This window comes from Hydrogenophaga laconesensis, assembly GCF_031457235.1.
Classification (GTDB): Bacteria; Pseudomonadota; Gammaproteobacteria; order Burkholderiales; family Burkholderiaceae_C; genus Hydrogenophaga; species Hydrogenophaga laconesensis.
The window spans coordinates 34,729-54,906 of sequence record NZ_JAVDWE010000013.1; the positions used below are offsets into that span (position 1 = coordinate 34,729).

The 20,178-nt window shown below is 66.6% G+C and carries 16 protein-coding genes; 5 read left to right on the forward strand and 11 right to left on the reverse strand.

The genetic code is table 11. The features are described from left to right. Positions 1-108: 108 nt before the first annotated feature. A complete protein-coding gene (locus J2X09_RS19975) occupies positions 109-2,391 on the forward strand; it encodes a patatin-like phospholipase family protein (RefSeq protein WP_204735027.1) in 2,283 nt (760 codons plus the stop codon). A 117-nt stretch (positions 2,392-2,508) separates the two neighbouring features. On the opposite strand, the gene J2X09_RS19980 is transcribed toward J2X09_RS19975, so the two are convergent. The 9 genes from J2X09_RS19980 to J2X09_RS20020 form a co-directional block, all read right to left on the reverse strand. After that, positions 2,509-3,333 (reverse strand): acyl-CoA thioesterase, encoded by an 825-nt coding sequence (locus J2X09_RS19980; protein WP_204735028.1) that lies wholly within the window; start codon positions 3,331-3,333, stop codon positions 2,509-2,511. A gap of 170 nt (positions 3,334-3,503) precedes the next feature. Further along, on the reverse strand, positions 3,504-4,709 hold the full coding sequence (locus tag J2X09_RS19985; RefSeq protein ID WP_204735029.1) for an acetyl-CoA C-acyltransferase: 1,206 nt from the start codon (positions 4,707-4,709) through the stop codon (positions 3,504-3,506). 103 nt (positions 4,710-4,812) lie between these two features. Further along, entirely contained in the window at positions 4,813-7,212 is a 2,400-nt protein-coding gene (locus J2X09_RS19990; RefSeq protein ID WP_204735030.1) for a 3-hydroxyacyl-CoA dehydrogenase/enoyl-CoA hydratase family protein, read from the reverse strand. A 31-nt stretch (positions 7,213-7,243) separates the two neighbouring features. Next, entirely contained in the window at positions 7,244-7,681 is a 438-nt protein-coding gene (locus tag J2X09_RS19995; RefSeq protein ID WP_204735031.1) for a DUF2147 domain-containing protein, read from the reverse strand. 36 nt (positions 7,682-7,717) lie between these two features. Beyond that, entirely contained in the window at positions 7,718-9,514 is a 1,797-nt protein-coding gene (locus J2X09_RS20000; protein WP_204735032.1) for an acyl-CoA dehydrogenase C-terminal domain-containing protein, read from the reverse strand. Between the two features lie 43 nt (positions 9,515-9,557). Next, positions 9,558-10,238 carry a TetR/AcrR family transcriptional regulator gene (locus J2X09_RS20005; protein WP_204735033.1) on the reverse strand — a complete coding sequence of 227 codons (681 nt, stop codon included), beginning with the start codon at positions 10,236-10,238 and terminating at the stop codon, positions 9,558-9,560. A 153-nt stretch (positions 10,239-10,391) separates the two neighbouring features. Beyond that, positions 10,392-11,087, reverse strand: a complete 696-nt coding sequence (gene slmA / locus J2X09_RS20010; protein WP_204735034.1) for a nucleoid occlusion factor SlmA — start codon at positions 11,085-11,087, stop codon at positions 10,392-10,394. A 117-nt stretch (positions 11,088-11,204) separates the two neighbouring features. Continuing rightward, a complete protein-coding gene (gene argB, locus J2X09_RS20015) occupies positions 11,205-12,104 on the reverse strand; it encodes an acetylglutamate kinase (protein WP_204735035.1) in 900 nt (299 codons plus the stop codon). Positions 12,105-12,262: 158 nt separating this feature from the next. Next, positions 12,263-14,248 (reverse strand): SDR family oxidoreductase, encoded by a 1,986-nt coding sequence (locus J2X09_RS20020; protein WP_204735036.1) that lies wholly within the window; start codon positions 14,246-14,248, stop codon positions 12,263-12,265. 211 nt (positions 14,249-14,459) lie between these two features. Between J2X09_RS20020 and J2X09_RS20025 the strand changes: the two genes are divergently transcribed. The 4 genes from J2X09_RS20025 to J2X09_RS20040 all read left to right on the forward strand — a co-directional run bounded on the left by J2X09_RS20025 (position 14,460) and on the right by J2X09_RS20040 (position 17,800). Continuing rightward, the gene (locus J2X09_RS20025; RefSeq protein ID WP_204735037.1) at positions 14,460-14,984 is read left to right on the forward strand and encodes a phasin family protein; all 525 of its coding nucleotides are present in this window, start codon (positions 14,460-14,462) and stop codon (positions 14,982-14,984) included. Positions 14,985-15,105: 121 nt separating this feature from the next. Further along, a complete protein-coding gene (locus J2X09_RS20030) occupies positions 15,106-16,335 on the forward strand; it encodes a patatin-like phospholipase family protein (RefSeq protein WP_204735038.1) in 1,230 nt (409 codons plus the stop codon). Positions 16,336-16,345: 10 nt separating this feature from the next. Beyond that, complete coding sequence (locus tag J2X09_RS20035) at positions 16,346-17,005, forward strand: TetR/AcrR family transcriptional regulator (RefSeq protein ID WP_204735039.1); 660 nt, start codon at positions 16,346-16,348, stop codon at positions 17,003-17,005. Between the two features lie 21 nt (positions 17,006-17,026). Then, positions 17,027-17,800, forward strand: coding sequence for a tetratricopeptide repeat protein (locus J2X09_RS20040; RefSeq protein WP_204735040.1), 774 nt, complete (start codon positions 17,027-17,029; stop codon positions 17,798-17,800). A gap of 4 nt (positions 17,801-17,804) precedes the next feature. Here the strand turns inward: J2X09_RS20040 and J2X09_RS20045 are convergent, their stop codons facing one another. Together J2X09_RS20045 and J2X09_RS20050 are read right to left on the reverse strand one after the other, a co-directional pair. Continuing rightward, a complete protein-coding gene (locus J2X09_RS20045) occupies positions 17,805-18,905 on the reverse strand; it encodes a M14 family metallopeptidase (RefSeq protein WP_204735041.1) in 1,101 nt (366 codons plus the stop codon). Beyond that, positions 18,902-20,119, reverse strand: a complete 1,218-nt coding sequence (locus J2X09_RS20050; RefSeq protein WP_204735042.1) for a M20 aminoacylase family protein — start codon at positions 20,117-20,119, stop codon at positions 18,902-18,904. The genes J2X09_RS20045 and J2X09_RS20050 overlap by 4 nt, the downstream gene beginning before the upstream one ends. Positions 20,120-20,178 lie beyond the last annotated feature (59 nt).

Genomic DNA, 20,178 nt, shown 5'->3' on the forward strand with positions numbered 1-20,178 from the left:
TGACCGGTGCGTGACAGCGTGTTTCAGCAGCACCCGCGCCCCGGTCGCCCCCCTACACTTGCCGCTTCCAGGCGCTGCGGCGCCGACGCTGTCCACAGGTGCCGTTTCATGCCGTCCCGCCGTTCCTCTTTCCTTGTCCATGGCCTGAGCGGCCTGCTGGCCCTGTGCCTGGCCGGCGTGCCGTTGCTGGCGCAGGCGCAGGCGCCCTCCACACCCTCGGCCGAGCGGCCACGCGTGGGCCTGGTGCTCTCGGGCGGTGGCGCGCGGGGTTTCGCGCACGTGGGCGTGCTCAAGGCGCTGGAGGCCGCGCGCGTGCCTGTGGACCTGATCGTTGGCACCTCGATGGGCGCCATCGTCGGCGGGCTGTACGCCAGCGGCATGAGCGCGGACGACCTGGAGCGCGAAATTCTCGCGGTGAGCTGGGGCGATCTTTTCGACCGCCGCGAGCCGCGCCAGCTGCTGTCGCAGCGCCGCAAGGAAGAGGACTTCGAGCTCTCGCCGGTGCTGATGCTGGGTTTTCGCGATGGCCAGTTCGTGCTGCCGACGGGCGCGGTCTCCAGCCGCTCGCTGGAAATGCTGCTGCGCCGCTACACCCTGTCCACGCGCCACCTGGCCAGCTTCGACGGCCTGCCCACGCCGTTCCGCGCCGTGGCCACCGACATGGAGACCGGCAAGGCGGTGGTCATGGACCACGGTGACCTTGCGGCGGCCCTGCGCGCCAGCATGTCGGTGCCCGGCGTGTTCTCGCCGCTGGCGGTGGACGGGCGCATCCTGGGCGACGGTGGGCTGGTCAACAACCTGCCGGTGGACGTGGCACGCCGCATGGGCGCGGACGTGGTGATCGCGGTGAACATCGGCACGCCGCTGGCCGGCCGCGAGACGCTGGGCAGCGTGGTGGGCATCACCACGCAGATGGTGAACATCCTCACCGAACAGAACGTGCAGGCCAGCATCGCCACGCTCACGCCCAACGATCTGCTGCTGGCGCCGCCACTGGAACAGCTCACCTCGGGCGATTTCGGCAAGGCGCCCGAGCTGGTGAAGATCGGCCACGACTACGGAAAGACCGTGGCGGACGCGCTGGCCCGCTTCTCGGTGGATGCGCCCCGTTACCAGCGCTGGGTGGCCACGCGCGAGGCACAGGCGCAGGCGAACACCGGGCGCATCGGCGCGGTGGCCTCGGTGAAATTCGAGGGCGTGAACGAGGCGCACGCCGCCCGCCTGGCCACGGCACTCGAAACCAGCGAGGGCCGGCGGCTGGACGTGCCCACGCTGGAACGCGACATGCAGAAGCTCGCGGCCTCGGGCGACTACGAGCGCGTGGACTACACGCTCACGCGGCGCGACGACGGTGCGGAAGACCTCACACTGCAGCTACGCGAGAACGCCTGGGGCCCGAACTACCTGCGCGTGGGGCTGGACCTGCGCACCGATTTCCAGGGTCAGGGCGCGTTCAACCTGCGCATCAGCCACAACCGGCACTGGCTGAACGACAGCGGCGCCGAATGGCGCAACCGCGTGCAGTTGGGTGAGACACTGGGCCTGTACTCCGAGCTCTATCAGCCGCTGAACCTGCACAGCGACCGCTTCGTGGCCGCCTATGTGGACGCGAACCTGCGCCGCGTCGATCTCTACACCACCGACGGCGACATGGCCGCCGTGGTGCAGCGCCAGGGCATCCAGGTGGGCGCGGACATCGGGTGGCCGATGGGCCTGCTCGGCAACGTGGGGGACATGCGCGTGGGCCTGGTGGCGGCGCGCCGCAAGGTCAAACCCGAACTCATCGCCGGGCTGATGCCGGGCGAAGCGCAAGGCTCGCTGGTGTGGAGCGAAGTGGGTGTGCGCGCGGCCGTCATCGCCGACCAGCTTGACTTCGCGAACTTTCCATCGCAGGGCTACCGGGCCAAGGGCGAGGTCGTGATCGGCCGCCGTTCTTTCCGCGACGACGAGAACAGCGGCAGCTTCACGCGCCTGGAAGGCACGGCCACGGGCGTGAAGAGCTGGGGGGTGCACACCTTCAACGTGGGCGCGCGCTTCGCGTACGCGAGCCAGATTCCGGTCGGCGCGATCGACGAGTACGCGCTGGGCGGTTTCCAGCAACTCTCGGGCTACCGCGCGGGGCAGGTGGCGGGCAACTACCTGGTGTTCGGCCGCCTGACCTACTACCGCCGGCTGCCGTGGAGCGTGGGCGTGGCGCGGGCGCTGTTCGTGGGCGGCTCGCTGGAAGCGGGCAACGCCTGGACGGCGCGCCGCGACATCTCGATCAAGGACATGCGCAGCGGCGCCAGCCTGTTCGTGGGGGCGGACACCGGCATCGGCCCGCTGTACCTGAGCGTGGTGAGCGCACCACGCGGCTACACCGGGCTCTATCTATTCCTGGGACGGCCATGAGGACACCGGCCGGCGCGCCAGGGTCTACTTCCAGCAGACACCGCGGTACTGGCTCTGCCAGGCCGCTGGTGTCGCCCCCTTGAGGGGGTCGCGCGCATCGCGGCAGGGGGGGGCCATCTACTCCTTGTAGTAGACGATCTGGTGCGTGGTGGCGAGCAGCAGGCCCGCCTCGTTCCAGAGCTGTGCCGTCTGGTCGAAGAAGCCGTTGCGAAACACCTGGCCGCGAGCTTGCGCGAGCAGCCAGCCCCTGCCGGTGGCGGCGAGCTGGGCCGGGCCGGCGTGAAAATACACCGTCATCGACACCGTGCCGGTCGGCACCGGCCTGGCGCGGCGCAGCCACACGCGCGGGTAGAACACATCGGCCAGCGCGGTGAGGCCGGGGAAGTCGAGCACACGGCCAGGTTCGTCGCGCACCCACATCTGCAACAGGCTGGAGTCGCCCTGGCCATCCCAGCGCTCGGGAATGGCGCCGGTGATGAAACGCATCGCGTAACGCCGGGGCCATGCGACCTGCGGCGCCATGTTGGCGCGGGGAACGCCGTCGGGCGCGGGCACCACCGGCATGGGCTCATCGTCCACGCTCCAGGTCTCGCGCCGCACGGCCGTGACGGCCGTGGCGGTGAGCACCGTGGCGGGCATACCCTTCGCATCGGGCTGGGTGATCTCCAGCAGCCAGTGCTGGGTCGATCGGTTGGTGCGCACCGGCCGCGCAGTCAGCGTGAAGGGTCCATCGGCCAGCGCGGCCGCGTAGTTCACCGTCAGCGAGATCGGTTCACCCAGCCGCTCGGGATGCAGCATGACGGCTTGCATCACCGTGGCCGCAGTGACACCGCCGAAGGGCCCCACCATGTTGCCGTAGGCCGGCGAGGTGGCGCCGCTGTAGGTGTGCGGGCCGGTGGCGCTGAGGGCGATGGCTTGGTCGAGAGAATGCGGTGTGGTCATGCGGCGAGTGTGCAAGAGAAGAAAACAATCCCGCGTCCACCCTGCGACAGTCGATCAGGCGCGCGCGCGCCACTCCAGAGATGCCAAGGGTCCGGCTCCGCCGGCCCAAGGCATCGCCCCCCCTCACAGGGGGGTGACGCGCCGCAGGCGCGGCGCGGGGGGTAGGGTCGTCAGACCCTTTCGAACACTCCGGCGGCGCCCTGACCCATGCCCACGCACATCGTCACCATGCCGTACTTCTTGTTGTGCCGCTTGAGCGCATGCACCACGGTGGCCGAGCGGATGGCGCCAGTGGCGCCCAGCGGGTGGCCCAGCGCGATGGCACCACCCATGGGGTTGACCTTGGCCGGATCCAGGCCGAGGGTGTTGACGACGGCGAGCGACTGCGCTGCGAAGGCTTCGTTGAGCTCGATCCAGTCGATCTGGTCCTGCGTGAGGCCGGCGTACTTCAGCGCGGCGGGGATCGCCTCGATCGGACCGATGCCCATCAGGTGCGGCGGCACGCCGCGCGAGGCATAGCTCACGAAGCGCGCCAGCGGCGTGAGGCCGAAGCGCTGGATGGCAGCCTCGCTGGCGAGGATGAGTGCGCCCGCGCCATCGCTGGTCTGCGAGCTGTTGCCGGCGGTGACGGAGCCGCGCGCGGCGAACACGGTGCGCAGCTTGGCCAGACCTTCGATCGACGTGTCGGGGCGCGCGCCTTCGTCCAGGCTGACGGTACGGGTGCTCGTGGTGACCTCGGCGCTTTCCAGGTCCACACTGCGCTCCGTCACTTCCACTGGCGTGATCTCGTCCTTGAACTCACCGTTCTTCATGGCCAGCACGGCGCGCTGGTGCGACTGCAGCGCGAAGGCGTCCTGCGCCTCGCGCGAGACCTTCCACTTCTGCGCCACCTTTTCGGCGGTGAGCCCCATGCCGTAGGCGATGCCGTAGCTCTCCACGTCGTCGGTGTTGCTGAAGATGGTGGGCGAGAGGCTGGGCGAGTTGCCCATCATGGGCACCATGCTCATGCTTTCGGTGCCGGCCGCGATCATCACATCGGCCTCACCCACGCGGATGCGGTCGGCCGCCATCTGCACGGCGGAGAGGCCGGACGCGCAGAAGCGGTTGACGGTGATGCCACCCACGCTGTTGGGCAGGCCAGCCAGGATGGCACCGATGCGCGCCACGTTCAGGCCCTGCTGCGCTTCGGGGATGGCGCAGCCGCAGATCACGTCTTCGATGGCCTTCGGGTCCAGGCCAGGCGCCTGCGCCAGCGCGGAGCGCAGCGCAAGGGCCAGCATGTCGTCCGGCCGCAGGTGCTTGAAGGAGCCCTTGTGCGAACGGCCGATGGGAGTGCGGGTGGCGGCGACGATGTAGGCGTCTTGAATCTGTTTCATGTTGACTCCATAAGTGTCTTTTCCAGAACACCGCGGAACCGGCTTTACCGGGCCGCTGGTGTTGCCCCCTTGAGGGGGTCGCGCGAAGCGCGGCAGGGGTGGGTCAATTCCTCACGGGCTTGCCCGTGTTGAGCATGCCGAGAATGCGTTCCTGTGTTTTCGGGTGCACGATCAGCGAGCAGAAGGCCTGGCGCTCCAGCGTCATCAGGTACTCCTCGCTCACCAGCGTGCCGGCCTCCACGTCACCGCCGGTGACCACGTTGGCGATCAGCGAAGCGATGTGGAAGTCGTGCTGGCTAATGAAGCCACCGTCGCGCATGTTCACCAGGCTGCCCAGGATGGTGGCCTTGCCGTCGCGCCCGGCCACGGGGAACAAGCGTTTGTGCGGTGCGCGGTAGCCACCGTTGAACAAGCCCTTGGCTTCGTTGATGGCGACGTACAGCAGTTCGTCCTTGTGCGGCACGATCACATCGGAATGCAGCACATAGCCCAGCTTGCGCGACTCGATGGCGCTGGTGCCCACCTTGGCCATGGCGGCGGCGGTGAAGCCTTCGGTGAGGAAGGGCAGCAGGTCCTTGCCGGTCGAAGTCTCGGCGTTCTCGGCCGCGCGGCGGGCGATGTAGGTGAGGCCGCCGGCGCCGGGCACCAGGCCCACGCCGACTTCCACGAGACCGATGTAGCTCTCCATGTGCACCACCCGGCGCGCGCTGTGCACGGCCATCTCGCAGCCGCCGCCCAGCGCGAGGCCACGCACGGCGGAGATCACCGGCACGCTGGCGTAGCGCAGGCGCAGCATGGTCTGCTGCATGAAGCCTTCGGCGTCTTCAATGGCGCTCACGCCCACGGCCATGAAGGCGGGCAGCATGGCCTGCAGGTCGGCGCCGGCGCTGAAGGGCTCGTCGCCCGACCAGATCACCAGGCCCTGGTATTCCTTCTCGGCCAGCTCGACAGCCGCCATCAGGCCTTCGCACACCTCGGGGCTGATGGCGTGCATCTTGGTCTTGATGCTGGCGATGAGCACCTGCTCGTCCAGCGTCCAGACGCGGATCGAATCGTTCTCTTCCAGCGTGCTGCCTGCGGTCTCGAACTTCGGGCCGGCTTCGCCGAGCAGCAGTTCGGGGAAATGCTGTCGCTGGTACACGGGCAGTTGCAGGCGACCCTGGAACTCGCCCTGGGTGGGGTTCCACGAACCTTGCGCGGTGTGCACCCCGCCGGCCTCGGCCACCGGGCCCTTGAACACCCAGTCGGGCAGCGGCGCCTTCGAGAGCGCCTTGCCGGCGTCGATGTCCTCCTGGATCATCTTGGCCACCTCGAGCCAGCCGGCTTCCTGCCACAGTTCGAACGGGCCCTGCTTCATGCCGAAGCCCCAGCGCATCGCCTGGTCCACATCGCGCGCGGTCTCGGCGATGGAGGCCAGGTGCACGGCGGCGTAGTGGAAGCTGTTGCGCAGGATCGCCCAGAGGAACTGACCCTGCGGTCCTTCGCTGTTGCGCAGCAGCTTCAGGCGCTCGGCGGCGGGGCGCTTGAGCATGCGGCCATACACCTCGTCGGCCTTCTCGCCACCGGGCACGTAGTCGTTGCTCTCCAGATCGAAACGCAGAATGTCGCGGCCCACCTTCTTGTAAAAGCCCGCCTTGGACTTCTGGCCCAGGTTACCGGCCTCGATCAGCGCCTTGAGCACCGGGGGTGTGCCGAAGCTGCCATAGAAGGGGTCGGTCTCCAGGCTCAGGTTGTCCTGCAGGGTTTTCACCACGTGGGCCATGGTGTCCAGGCCCACCACGTCGGCGGTGCGGAAGGTGCCGCTGCTGGCGCGGCCCAGGCGCTTGCCGGTGAGGTCGTCCACCACGTCGTAGGTGAGGCCGAAGTTTTCCACCTCCTTCATGGTGGCCAGCATGCCGGCGATGCCGATGCGGTTGGCCACGAAGTTGGGCGTGTCCTTGGCACGCACCACGCCCTTGCCCAGGCCGCTGGTGACGAAGGTCTCCAGGTCGTTGAGGATCTGTGGCTCGGTGGTGGGCGTGGCGATCAGTTCCACCAGCGTCATGTAGCGCGGCGGGTTGAAGAAGTGGATGCCGCAGAAGCGCGGCTTGATGGCCTCGGGCAGCGCCTCGCTCAGCTTCGTGATTGACAGGCCCGAGGTGTTGGACGCGACGATGGTGTGTTCGGCGATGAAAGGGGCGATCTTCCTGTAGAGATCGAGCTTCCAGTCCATGCGCTCGGCGATGGCCTCGATGATGAGGTCGCAATCGCGCAACTGCTCCATGTGTTCTTCGTAGTTGGCCTGGCCGATCAGGTCGGCATCGGCCGCCACACCGAGCGGCGACGGCTTGAGCTTCTTCAGGCCTTCCACCGCGCGGGTGACGATGCCGTTCCTGGGGCCTTCCTTGGCGGGCAGGTCGAACAGCACCACCGGCACCTTGACGTTGACCAGATGCGCAGCGATCTGGGCACCCATCACGCCGGCGCCGAGCACGGCGACTTTCTTCACTTGAAATCGGTTCATTGACTTTCCAGGTTGTCGGTTCGGGCTGGGATCACTCCACGCGCAGCCACACCTGCGTGCGGTAGAACGGGCCGATGTAGCCGCGCATTTCGAGCTTCTTGCCCTCCTCGATGGGCTTGAGGCGCGAGCGGTAGACCTTGCCGTTGTTCGGGTCGACGATGTCGCCACCTTCGTACACGGTCTTGTCATCTGCGCTCTGCTTGAGGTTGCGCAGGATGGTCATGCCCAGGATGGGCTTGTCCTTGCGTTCGTCGGTGCACTTGTCGCACACGGCATCCGCCTTGGTGGCCGGATCGAGAAACCTCTCGATCGTGCCGCTGTAGACACCGTTGGTTTCCTTGATGCGCACCAGGGACTTCTCCTTCTTCGTGTCGTCGTCGATGGTCTTCCAGAGCCCGACGGGCGACATCTGTGCGAGTGCGTGACCGGCAAAGACGAGGAGCGAAGCAGCCAACGTTGTCTTGATCATCGAAGTCTCCTGGTGGTTGTGAAAAGGAACCCGTGTTTAAGCCAGCGCCGCGTCGGTGTCCATCAAGACCTTGCTGCCGGCGCGCGCGGTGCGCATCAGCGAGGCGGTCTCGGGGAACAGCCTGGCGAAGTAGAAGCGCGCGGTCTGCAGCTTGGCGGTGTAGAACGGGTCGGTGTTGCCGGCCGCGATCTCGCGCAAGGCCACCTGCGCCATGCGGGCCCAGAAGTAGCCGAACACCAGGTGACCGGCCACGCGCAGGTAGTCCACGGCGGCGGCGCCCACTTCGTCGGCGTTCTGCAGGCCCTTGAAGCCGATCTCGGTGGTGAACTTGGTGATCTGCTCACCCAGCACCGCCAGCGGGTTGATGAATTCGGCCATCTTTTCGTTGACGCCTTCGTCCATCACCAGCGCGCCGACGAGCTTGCCGAATTTCTTCAGCGTGGCACCGTTGTTGCCCAGCACCTTGCGGCCCAGCAGGTCCAGGCTCTGGATGGTGTTGGTGCCTTCGTAGATCATGTTGATGCGGGCATCGCGCACGAACTGCTCCATGCCCCATTCCTTGATGTAGCCATGGCCACCGAACACCTGCTGGCACTGCGTGGTGGCGTTGTAGCCGTTGTCGGTCAGGAAGGCCTTGGTGATGGGCGTGAGCAGCGACAGCATCTCGTCGCTGTCCTTGCGCACTTTCTCGTCGGGGTGGTTGTGCGCCTTCTCGAGCAGCACCGAGCAGAAGATCGCCAGCGCACGGCCACCTTCGGCGTAGGCCTTGGCGGTGAGCAGCATCCTGCGCACGTCCGGGTGGACGATGATGGGGTCGGCCGGCTTGTCCTTGGCCTTGGGGCCGGTCAGCGAGCGCATCTGGATGCGGTCCTTCGCGTAAGCCAGCGCATTCTGGTAGGCCACTTCGGTCAATCCCAGTGACTGGTTGCCCACGCCCAGGCGGGCCGCGTTCATCATCACGAACATGGCCTGCATGCCCTTGTTCGGCTGACCGACGATGGTGCCGACGGCGCCGTCGATCACGATCTGCGCGGTGGCGTTGCCATGGATGCCCATCTTGTGCTCCAGGCCACCGCAGTAGATGCCATTGCGCTCGCCCAGAGAGCCATCGGCCTTGACGTTGAACTTGGGCACGATGAACAGGCTCACGCCCTTGATGCCAGGCGGCGCGTCGGGCAGGCGGGCCAGCACCAGGTGGATGATGTTCTCGGCCATGTCGTGTTCACCGGCGCTGATGAAGATCTTGTTGCCGGTGAGCTTGTAGGTGCCGTCGGCCTGCGGTTCGGCCTTGGTGCGCATGAGGCCCAGGTCGGTGCCGCAGTGCGGTTCGGTCAGGCACATGGTGCCGGTCCATTCGCCGCTGGTCATCTTCGGCAGGTAGGTCTTCTTCTGGTCGTCGGTGCCGTAGGTGTGCAGCGCGGCGTAGGCGCCGTGCGTGAGACCGGGGTACATGGTCCAGGCCTGGTTGGCCGAGTTCATCATTTCGTAGAAGCACTGGTTCACCACCAGCGGCAAGCCCTGCCCGCCGAACCCGGGGTCGCACGACAGCGCCGCCCAGCCCCCTTCCACGTAGGTCTTGTACGCCTCCTTGAAGCCGGCCGGTGTCTTCACCTCATGGGTCTTCTGGTCGAGCGTGCAGCCTTCGGTGTCGCCACTGATGTTGAGCGGGAAGATCACCTGCGTGGCGAACTTGCCGGCTTCTTCCAGCACGGCGTTGATGGTGTCGACATCGACTTCGGCGTGCTGGGGCATGTCCTTGAAGTCGTCGGTGACCTTGAGCACTTCGTGCATCACAAACTGCATGTCTCGCAGGGGCGGGTTGTAAACGGGCATGGGGGAGGACTCCTGTGCTGGGTTTGTGAAAAGGCGAAAGGGATCAGCCCTGCGACTTGCGTGCAGATGCCGGGGGCGGGCGGTGGCTGTAGCGCTCCACGATGCCTTCGAAGGCCTGGAGCGCGCGGCGCACCGAATCGGGGCTGCGCAGGAAGCGCGCCTCGTAATGCAGCGCAAGGATCTGCGCATGGATTTCAAATGCCATCTGTGACGCGTCGGTGTCGGCGGCCAGATGGCCTTCCTTGATGGCGATCTCCACCGCGCGGCGCATCGCCGTGAGCCAGGTGTTGACCGAGCTCGCCAGCGCATCGCGCACCGGGCCGGGCCGGTCGTCGAATTCAACGGCGCCGCTGATGTAGATGCAGCCCGAGTCGATTTCCACCGACGTGCGTTTCATCCAGTTGTCGAACAGCTTGCGCAGGCGGGGCAATCCCCGTGCTGCCGACATGGCCGGGTAGAACACTTCATCCTCGAAACGGGTGTGGTACTCGCGCACCACCGATATCTGCAGTTCCTCACGCGAGCCGAAATGGGCGAACACACCGGACTTGCTCATCTGCATGACTTCAGCCAGTGCGCCGATGGACAGGCCTTCCAGGCCGATCTGCGTGGCCAGCCCGAGCGCGGCGTCCACGATGGCGGCCTTGGTCTGCTGACCTTTCTGCAAGGGCTTGTGGGCCGTGGCGTCGGCGCGCGCGCGGCGGGCGGTGGTGGTCACGCTCATGCGGTCGGTCCTGGTGGAAGGATGGGGTGAAAAAAACGACCGTCCGAATAAATACGAACGGTCGTTCTATTTTTACCGCAAAACCCGCCCATGGGGCAAACCCCCGGTGATTTGTGCGATCTTTGTTAGGGGCTGCCCCCTAATTGCCGGACGTCAGTGGCGAATGATCGGCAGCAGCAGCGCGAGGCTGTGCTCCAGGCTCTCGCTGGGCGACCGCTTGAAACCGCTGCGCGCGAACCGTTGCAGGCGGCCGACACAGAAGGCGGTGATCACCGAGGCATCGGCCTGGGCATCCACGGTGGGCGTGGCCGCGCCGGCCACCAGCGAGGTTTCGCGCAGGTTCTGGCGCAACGCGGCTTCGATCTTGTCGAAGAACAGGTTCATGCGCTGCTGCAGGCGCTCGTTCTCGAACACCAGGGCATCGCCGACCATCACCCGCGTCATGCCCGGGTTCTTTTCGCCAAACTGCAGCAGCAGGGTGACCAGCTTGCGCGAGCGCACGTTGGCGTCGGCCTCGCGTTCGCCGAGCTGGTTGATCAGGCCGAACACCGACTGCTCGATGAACTCGATCAGGCCTTCGAACATCTGGGCCTTGCTCGCGAAGTGCCGGTACAGCGCCGCTTCGCTCACGTCCAGCCGGGCGGCCAGCGCGGCCGTGGTGATGCGCTCGGCTCCCGGCTGTTGCAGCATGGTCGCCAGCGCTTCGAGAATCTGCACACGGCGCTCACCCGGCTTGGGTCGCTTGCGCACACTCCCGCCATCGGTGTGCGCCGCCGCCTCGATGGCTTCGGCGGCCTCGCGCGCGGCCTGGTCTTCCGGGGAGGGGGAGTCTGGGGCGTTGGATGTCATGGCGAGCAATCCGTGTGGTGTGGCTTCATTCTCGCACAGCGATGCGTGTTCGTTGCAAGCAGGGCCGCGCCATCCAGCGGCAGTGAGTGACCGCCTCAAAGGAGGCGGTCACCCCATTCAATGTGAACGGATCATGGTCCCGAAGGGTTCGTTGCCCAGCACTTCGAGGAGCAGGGCGTGGGGGACACGGCCGTCGATGATGTGCACCGCGTTCACGCCGCTCTTGGCCGCGTCCAGCGCGCCAGCGATCTTGGGGATCATGCCGCCCGAGATGGTGCCGTCCTCCACCAGTTCGTCGATGCGGCGCGGCGTGAGCTCGGTGAGCAGTTGCATGTCCTTGTCGAGCACGCCCCGGATGTTGGTGAGCATGAGCAGCTTCTCGGCCTGCAGCACGGTGGCCAGCTTGGCGGCCACCACGTCGGCGTTGATGTTGTAGCTCTCGTTCTGCTCGCCAAAACCGATCGGGCTGACGACAGGGATGAACTGGTCGTCCTGCAGTGCCTGCACCACGCTGGGGTCGATGCTGACGATGTCGCCCACCTGGCCGACGTCGTGTTCCAGTGTCGGGTCTTTCTGGTCGGCCATGCGCAGCTTGCGCGCACGGATCATGGCGCCGTCGCGTCCGGTCAGGCCCACGGCCTTGCCACCGGCCTGATTGATCAGGCCCACGATGTCCTGCTGCACCTCACCGGCCAGCACCCACTCGACCACCTCCATGGTCTCGGGATCGGTCACGCGCATGCCCTGGATGAACTGGCCTTGCTTGCCGAGGCGCTTGAGCAGGGTCTCGATCTGCGGGCCGCCGCCATGCACCACCACCGGGTTGATGCCGACCAGCTTGAGCAGCACCACGTCTTCCGCGAAATCCTGCTGCAGCGCCGGGTCGGTCATGGCGTTGCCGCCGTACTTGATGACCATGGTCTTGCCGTGGTACTTGCGGATGTACGGCAGCGCCTGCGCCAGGATTTCGGCCTTGTCGCGCGGGGCAATGGAGGTGATGTCGGTGGGCTCGGTCATGCGGGTTCCTGCAAAGCGGGCAAAAGGGAAATTCTAGGGCCGACGCATGACACGCCCCACCCGCCCGTCACCCATACAGAAACACCGCGGAACCGGCTTCGCCGGGCCGCTGGTGTTGCCCCCTTGAGGGGGGTCGCGCGACGCGCGGCGGGGGTGCTTCAGAAATGTATGCCGCGCATCATCTGCTGCATCGCCACCGCCTCGGGCGACAGCTGGGGTTTCGCCCCCTTCTCGCCCTTGGCGGCGGCCGAGTCCGGGAACATGCGGAAGCTGGTGTTCATCACGATCTGTGCCACGCGCGGCACGAGCGCGTGCATCACCTGGCCGGTGATGCCCAGGCGCGTGGCGATGCGCACGGGCTTGAAGATGCAGGCCTGCGCGATCATGTCGGCGGCTTCCTCGGGTGAGAGGGTGGGCACGTTCTGGTAGATCTTGGTGGGCGCGATCATGGGCGTGCGCACCAGCGGCATGTTGATGGTGGTGAAGGTGATGCCCTGGTCCGCGAACTCGCTGGAGGCGCAGCGGGTCCAGGCGTCCAGCGCGGACTTGCTCGCCACATAGGCGGAGAAGCGCGGCGCGTTGGTGAGCACGCCGATGGAGCTGATGTTCACCACATGGCCCTTGCGCTTGGCCACCATGCCCGGCAGGAAACCCATGGTCACGCGCAGGCAGCCGAAGTAGTTGAGCTGCATGGTGCGCTCGAAGTCGTGGAAGCGGTCGTAGCTGCCCTCGATGGCGCGCCGGATGGAGCGGCCCGCGTTGTTGATCAGGAAATCCACGCCACCGTGGTTCTGGATGAGCAGTTGCACGAAACGGTCGGCATCGGCCATGTCTGCAATGTCGGCCGGGTAGGCGATGAACTGGTAGCCCTTGTCCTTCGCTTCCTTGCAGGCCTCGTCGAGCTTGTCCTGATCCCGCCCGCAGATGATGGTGACCGCACCCGCTTCGGCGAACTTGTGTGCCGCCGCCAGGCCAATGCCTGAGCTGCCGCCCGTGACCAGCACCACCTTGCCCGCCACCGTGCCCTTGAGGCTGCGGTCGATGTGCAGGTCGGGGTCGAGGTGACGTTCCCAGTAGTCCCACAGCCGCCAGGCGTAGTCCTTCAGGTTGGGACATTCGATGCCGCTGCCCTTGAGCGCGGCCAGCGTCTCGCGGCAGTCGAAGCGCGTGGGGTAGTTGACGAAGGTCATCATGTCCTCGGGCAAGCCGAGGTCCTGCATGACGGCCTTGTAGACCCGGCGCACCGGCGCGAGCGCCATCAGGCCCTTCTTCACGCTCCTCGGGATGAAGCCCATCAGCGCGGCGTTCACGAAGAGGTTCATCTTCGGCGCGTGCGCAGCCTTGCTGAGGATGTCGAGCACGTCGCCGACGCGGTAGCCCATCGGGTCCACCAGGTGGAAGCAGGCGCCGCTGCCGCGTTTCTGGTGGGCGATGTGGTCGAGCGCATCGACCACGAAATCCACCGGCACGATGTTGATGCGCCCGCCCTCCAGGCCCACGCTGGGCATCCACGGCGGCAGGATCTGGCGCATGCGCTGGATCAGCTTGAAGAAGTAATACGGCCCGTCGATCTTGTCCATTTCGCCAGTGCGCGAATCGCCCACCACGGCGGCCGGGCGGTACACGCTCCACGGCACCTTGCATTCGGTGCGCACGATCTTCTCGCTCTCGTGCTTGGTCATGAAGTAGGGGTGGTCGTAGTTCTCGGCTTCCTCGAACATGTCTTCGCGGAACACACCTTCGTAGAGGCCGGCCGCCGCGATCGATGACACGTGATGGAAATGGCCGGCACCAATGGCCTTGGCGAACTCGACCGTGTTGCGCGTGCCATCCACGTTCACCGCGATCTGGCTTTCCTCGTCGGCCTCGAGGTCGTACACCGCGGCCAGGTGGAAGAAATGATCGATCTGGCCCTTGAGCGCCTTCACGTCGTCGGCCGAGACGCCCAGCTTCTTTGTGGTGAGGTCGCCAAAGACCGGCACCGCCCGCGATGCGCCCACGCCCCAGAACTCGCGCAGCCCGGCCACCTTGCCTTCGCTCTCCTGACGGATCAGGAAATGCACCACCGCCCCCTTGCGCTGCAACAGCCTGGCCACCAGGCGTTTGCCAATGAAGCCGGTGGCACCGGTGACGAAGTAATGCATGAGGGGTCTCCTGAAACGGTTGGTGTCGAAAGAGGGAAGGCAATGTGCCCGCCATTCTTGACCAGGACCGAGCGCCCCGACTTCCGCAAAAACCCGCGTGGGGTTTAGTCGCGCGCCCCTACACAGCCGCGCCATGCGGGCCGTACAGTGGCCCATCGATGCAGCGGCCCGCCCGCATGCCCTCTTTTCATCCACCACAGGAGCATCTCGCATGGTCAAGAAAATCCAGAAAACCGGCAGCGCCGCCAAGTCCAACGCAGCGTCCACCTCTCCCCTGTCGGGTGCCATCAAGGATTCCGCACAGCAGATCTGGCTGGCCGGTCTGGGTGCGTTTGCCAAGGCCCAGGAAGAAGGCGGCAAGGCCTTTGAATCCCTGGTGAAGGAAGGCCTGTCCATCCAGCGCAAGACCCAGGCCGTGGCCGAAGAGCGCATCTCCGAAGCGACCAACCGCGTGAGCAGCATGGCCACCGACATCTCGTCCAAGGCCGCGGGCCAGTGGGACAAGCTGGAGAACATCTTTGAAGAGCGTGTGGCCAAGGCGCTGAACAAGCTGGGCGTGCCGTCGGCGCGCGACGTCGAAGCCCTGATCGAACGCATCGACGCACTGAACCGCCACGTGCAGAGCCTGGGTGGCAAAGCCCCGGCCAAGACCGCCGCACGCAAGGCGGCCCCGGCGAAGAAAGCCGCTCCGGCCAAGAAGGCCGCTCGCAAGGCCCCCGCGAAAAAGGCGGCCTGAACCCGATGCGGGCCGGACACGGCATGAGCAACCAGGGGGCGCTTGACGCCCCCTTTTTGCGTGCGCGGCCCATGCTGCAACGCAGCACTTTCACCGCGCAACGCGGTCTACACTCAAACGCATGACCACGTCCCGCAAAGCCCCACGACGCCCGGCCGCCGGCCGTTCCCGCATCGCGCTGGCGCTGGCTGGCGGCGGGCCACTGGGCGCGATCTACGAGATCGGCGCGCTGTGCGCGCTGGACGATGCCCTCCACGGCCTCGACCTCAACGACTGCGAACACTACGTCGGCGTGTCCGCTGGCGGGTTCATCGCGGCAGGCCTGGCCAACGGCATCCGACCGCGCCAGCTCTGCGAGGCATTCATCGAGAACCGTCCGGGCAGGGACCACTTCGACCCCTCATGGCTGCTCAAGCCTGCCTGGGGCGAATTTGGCGACCGGCTGCAGCGCCTGCCGAAACTGGTCGGCAGCGCACTCTGGGCCTGGGGCGCACAACGAAAACCCCTCACCCACGCCATGGAGCGCGTGGGCGCTGCGTTGCCCACGGGCGTGCTCGACAACGAAGGCATCCATCAGCAGATCGAGCGCCTGTTCCGCCAGCCCGGCCGCAGCAACGACTTCCGGGAGCTGCGCGCACGCCTGACGCTGGTCGCCACGCAGCTCGATACCGGTGACGCGGCCCCATTCGGGCGACCCGGATGGGACCATGTGCCGATCTCGCGCGCCATCCAGGCCAGCGCTGCGCTGCCCGGGCTGTTTCCACCGGTGGAGATCGGGGGGCAGCACTACGTGGACGGCGCGCTCAAGAAGACCCTGCATGCCACGGTGGCGCTGGACGAGGGCACGGATCTGCTGCTGTGCCTGAACCCGCTGGTGCCCTTCCACACCAACCCGAGCCTGCACGATGGCCGGCGCATCCCTTCGCTGGTCGAGGGCGGCTTGCCCGCCGTGATGAGCCAGACCTTCAGGTCCATGATCCACTCACGGCTGGCGCTCGGCCTCAAACACTACGAGCGGGCCTACCCGGGTACCGACATCGTGCTGATCGAACCCGACCAGCGCGACGCCACGCTGTTCTTTGCCAACACCTTCAGCTACCGCCAGCGCCGCGAGATCGCGGAACACGCGTACCAGCAGACGCGCCGCATGCTGCTGGACCGGCAGGCCGAACTCACGCCCAGGCTGGCGCGCCATGGCGTGACGCTGGACCTGCCCGCACTGCGCGACCCCGGCCGCAAGCTGCTGGCCACGCGCCCGGCACAGACCACCCTGGCCGCGCGGCTGCATGCCTCGCTCGACGACCTGCAGCGGCAACTGGAACGCAACGCCGCGCCCGCCATCAACCGCTGAGCGCCGCACCATGGCCAAAAAAGCCCCGCGACGCACCGCCGAGCGCATCCTGGAGGTGACGCTGGAGCTGTTCAACCGCTTCGGCGAACCCAACGTCTCGACCACACTGATCTCGGCCGAGCTGGGCATCAGCCCCGGCAACCTGTACTACCACTACCCGGCCAAGGACGAACTGATCAATTCGCTGTTCGAGCGCTACGAACGTGCGCTTGGCGAGCTGCTGAGCGCCAGCGAGGGCGTGCGCAATGTGGAGGACGCGTGGTTCTTCCTGCATTCGCAATTCGAGATCATCTGGGAGTACCGCTTTCTCTACCGCGACCTCAACGACCTGCTGTCGAAAAACCGTCTGCTGGAGACGCGGTTCCAGACGGTCCTGAAGAACAAGTCCCGCGCCATCCGGCACTTGCTTGACGGCATGAGCCGCCATGGCGCGGTGCGCATCGACGCACGGGAAATCGAACCGACCGCCACCAGCATGGTGGTGGTGCTCACGTATTGGTTGAGCTTCGAGTACGTGCGCGACCCACGGCATGCGCTCGAACCCGACAACGCCCAGCAGGCCTTGCTGCGCGGGGCACACCACGTGCTCAACCTGCTGGCCCCCTATCTGGAAGCCACGCAGCGGCAACACCTCTTGACGTTGACCGGCGCCTACGGCCCTCAGTCCTGAACACCCCACGGGAGAACCACCATGGCCGACTGGAAACCCTATCCCAACACCGGCCATGCTCCCCTCGACGCCGATCGCCTGAAAGCGCTCTGGGGCCGCCTGCACCGGGGCGATGCGGAGCCATGGCCAGACGAATCGGCCGTGGTGCAGGCCTGGGTGCTGTTCCACAACGGCGAATTCCAGCGCGCCGCAGAAGCCGGGCTGGCGCTGGGCGATGCCGGCATGAACGTGGCCAACAAGGCCACCTGCATCTACGCCAACTACCTCGAGGCCCGCGCCCTGGCCCGGGAGACCTTGCTGCTCGAAGCGGCCGCGCGCGCCGAGGCACTGCAACACCGGCAGGCCGACCACATTGGCGCCTGGTACTGGCAGGCCTATGCCCTGGGCCGGTACAGCCAGGGCATCAGCGTGGCCAAGGCCCTCACACAAGGCCTGGGCGCGCGCGTGAAGCACGCCCTCGAAACCGTGATCGCGCGCTGCCCGCACCATGCCGACGCCCACCTGGCGCTGGCGGCGTTCCACGCCGAGGTCATCGACAAGGTGGGCGGCATGGTCGGAGGCATGACCTATGGCGCGAACAAGGCGACCGGACTTGCCCTGTACCAGAAGGCCATGGCACTCAATCCGGATTCGGTGGTGACGCTGACCGAATACGCCAATGGCCTCGTCATGCTCGAAGGCCCGGACGCCCTGCCCGAGGCCAACCGGCTGCTGGACCGCGCAGCGTCCATCGAGCCGCAGGACGCGATGGAGCGCCTGTACGTCGCGACCGCGCGCGTCGCGCTGGACAGCTAAAAGTTCAGGCCGCCGACAGGCCGTCCACCGCCTGGAACATCGACTGCCGGGCCTGCACGACAATCTGCGCCTTCCACTCGTCCGTGTCCACATAGAAAGCGGCGAGAATGCGTGCCTTGATCGCGGCCCGCAACTCGGCTGGCGCCTCGGGGTGGATGTGCTGCCAGTGGTCGCCGCGCAGGGCATCGATGAGTTCGGTGATGGGCACCGTGCCGTACTCCATGGCGATGCCGGTGTACTCTGCCTGTGGGCACTCCTCGTAGGCGGCGCACCACATCAGGCCGGTCAGCAGGGCCGAGGTGGAGGAGCCGTCATAGATCGAGGTCACCGGCGTCTTGCCGTCGCCGCCCCACCAGGCTCGCGCGCGCTGCAGCGCGGCCGCATCGTCGGCGCACGCAAAGATGCGTTCGCCCAGGCCCGAGGGGCCCAGTCCCGTGTGCAGGTCAATCCAGCCCAGGCGCCTGGCCTTCCGGCCATGGCGTCGCAGCACCTCGCGCAGCGTCCGGTTGCTCCAGGTGGGTTCGGTGCCGCCGTAGAACAGACCGTCGGCAAAGGCGTGCTGGCCTTGCGACACCGCGGCCTGGAAGCGTGTCAGGCCATGGGTCTGGATATAGGCCTGGATCGCGGCGACGTTGTCGGGGCCGGGCGGCCATTGCGGCGGCAACAGCAGGTCGTGCAGCTCGGCGTACGCCGGGTTCTGCGGCAGGGGCTGGCTGAAGTCCTGGAAGTTGCGGTTGAGGTCGACGTTCTCGTGCGTCACGCGCCGCACCCACGAGAAGCCGTGGGGGTTGAGCGCGTGGATGTAGAGCACCGCCACCCCGGCCGAGCGTGCGTGCGCCAGCCACTCGGCATCGTGCAGGGCGAACACCTGCACACCCGAACCGCAGTAGCCCTCGGCGCCATGGCAGGCGCTGCTGACGATGAGCAGGCGCTCGGCATCGGGCGAACCGTCGAGCGCCACGTCCATCGCCAGCGTCTCGCCATCGCGACCGGGCAGAGGGTGGTTGTGGCTGCTGATCGCCATGCCGGCGGCGGCCGCGCCTTCGAGAAAACGCACCCGGGCCCGCGCATAGGAAGGGGAGAAAGCGTCCTGTGGCGAGATCAAACCGCACCTCCCGCGCGGGGCTGGCCCAGCCATTTCTCGGTCAGCCGCACCCAGAAGGTGGCGCCCAGCGGAATGAGGTCGTCGTTGAAGTCGTAGCTCGGGTTGTGCAGCGTGCAGGGACCGCCTCCATGCCCCATTTCGCGGTGGTCGCCGTCGCCGTTGGCGATGAAGGCGTAGCAGCCGGGACGTGCCTGCAGCATGTACGAAAAGTCTTCGGCGCCCATCGTCGGCTCCTGCTCCACGACGCGGTCCGCCCCCACGATCTCGGCCATCACTTCCCGGGCGAAGGCGGTTTCGGCAGGGTGGTTCACCGTGGGCGGATAGTTGCGCTTGAACTTGAATTCCACCGTGGCGCCGAAAGCGGCGCAGGTGTGCTCGGCGATCTCCTGCATGCGGCGCTCGATCAGGTCGAGCACTTCGAAGGTGAATGTGCGCACCGTGCCCTGGATTTCACAACTGTCGGGCACCACGTTGGTGGCCTCCCCCGTGTGGATCATGGTCACCGAAATCACGCCGGCGTCCACCGGCTTCTTGTTGCGCGTGATGATGGTCTGGAAAGCCTGCACCATCTGGCACGCCACCGGCACCGGGTCGATGCCGTTGTGCGGCAGCGCGGCGTGGGAACCCTTGCCGCGGATGACGATGTGAAACTCGTTGCTGGACGCCATCACCGGACCGGCGCTGGCGGCAAACGTGCCCACCGCCATGCCGGGCCAGTTGTGCATGCCGAACACGGCCTCCACCGGGAACTGCTCGAACAATCCGTCCTTGATCATCTCGCGCGCACCACCGCCCCCCTCCTCCGCCGGCTGGAAGATCAGGTAGACCGTGCCGTCGAAGTTGCGGTGTTTCGAAAGGTGCTGGGCGGCCGCCAGCAGCATGGCGACATGGCCATCATGGCCGCAGGCGTGCATCTTGCCCGCATGCTGGCTGGCATGCGCGAAGGTGTTGTGCTCCTGCATGGGCAGCGCGTCCATGTCGGCACGCAGACCGATGGCCCTGCCGCTCTTCCCGCCATCGCGCCCATGCACGATGCCGACGACGCCCGTCGTGCCCAGCCCCCGGTGCACCGGTATGTCCCAGTCGGTGAGTTTCTGCGCGACCACATCGGCGGTGCGCACTTCCTGAAAGCAGAGTTCAGGGTGGGCATGGATGTCGCGCCGCACGGCGGCGATGCTGGCGGCCTGGGTGAGGATGGAATCGATCAGCTTCATGGGGCCTCTCTTGATACCCCTCGGGGCATCTGTTCAAAAGGGCCATGGTACCCAAGGCC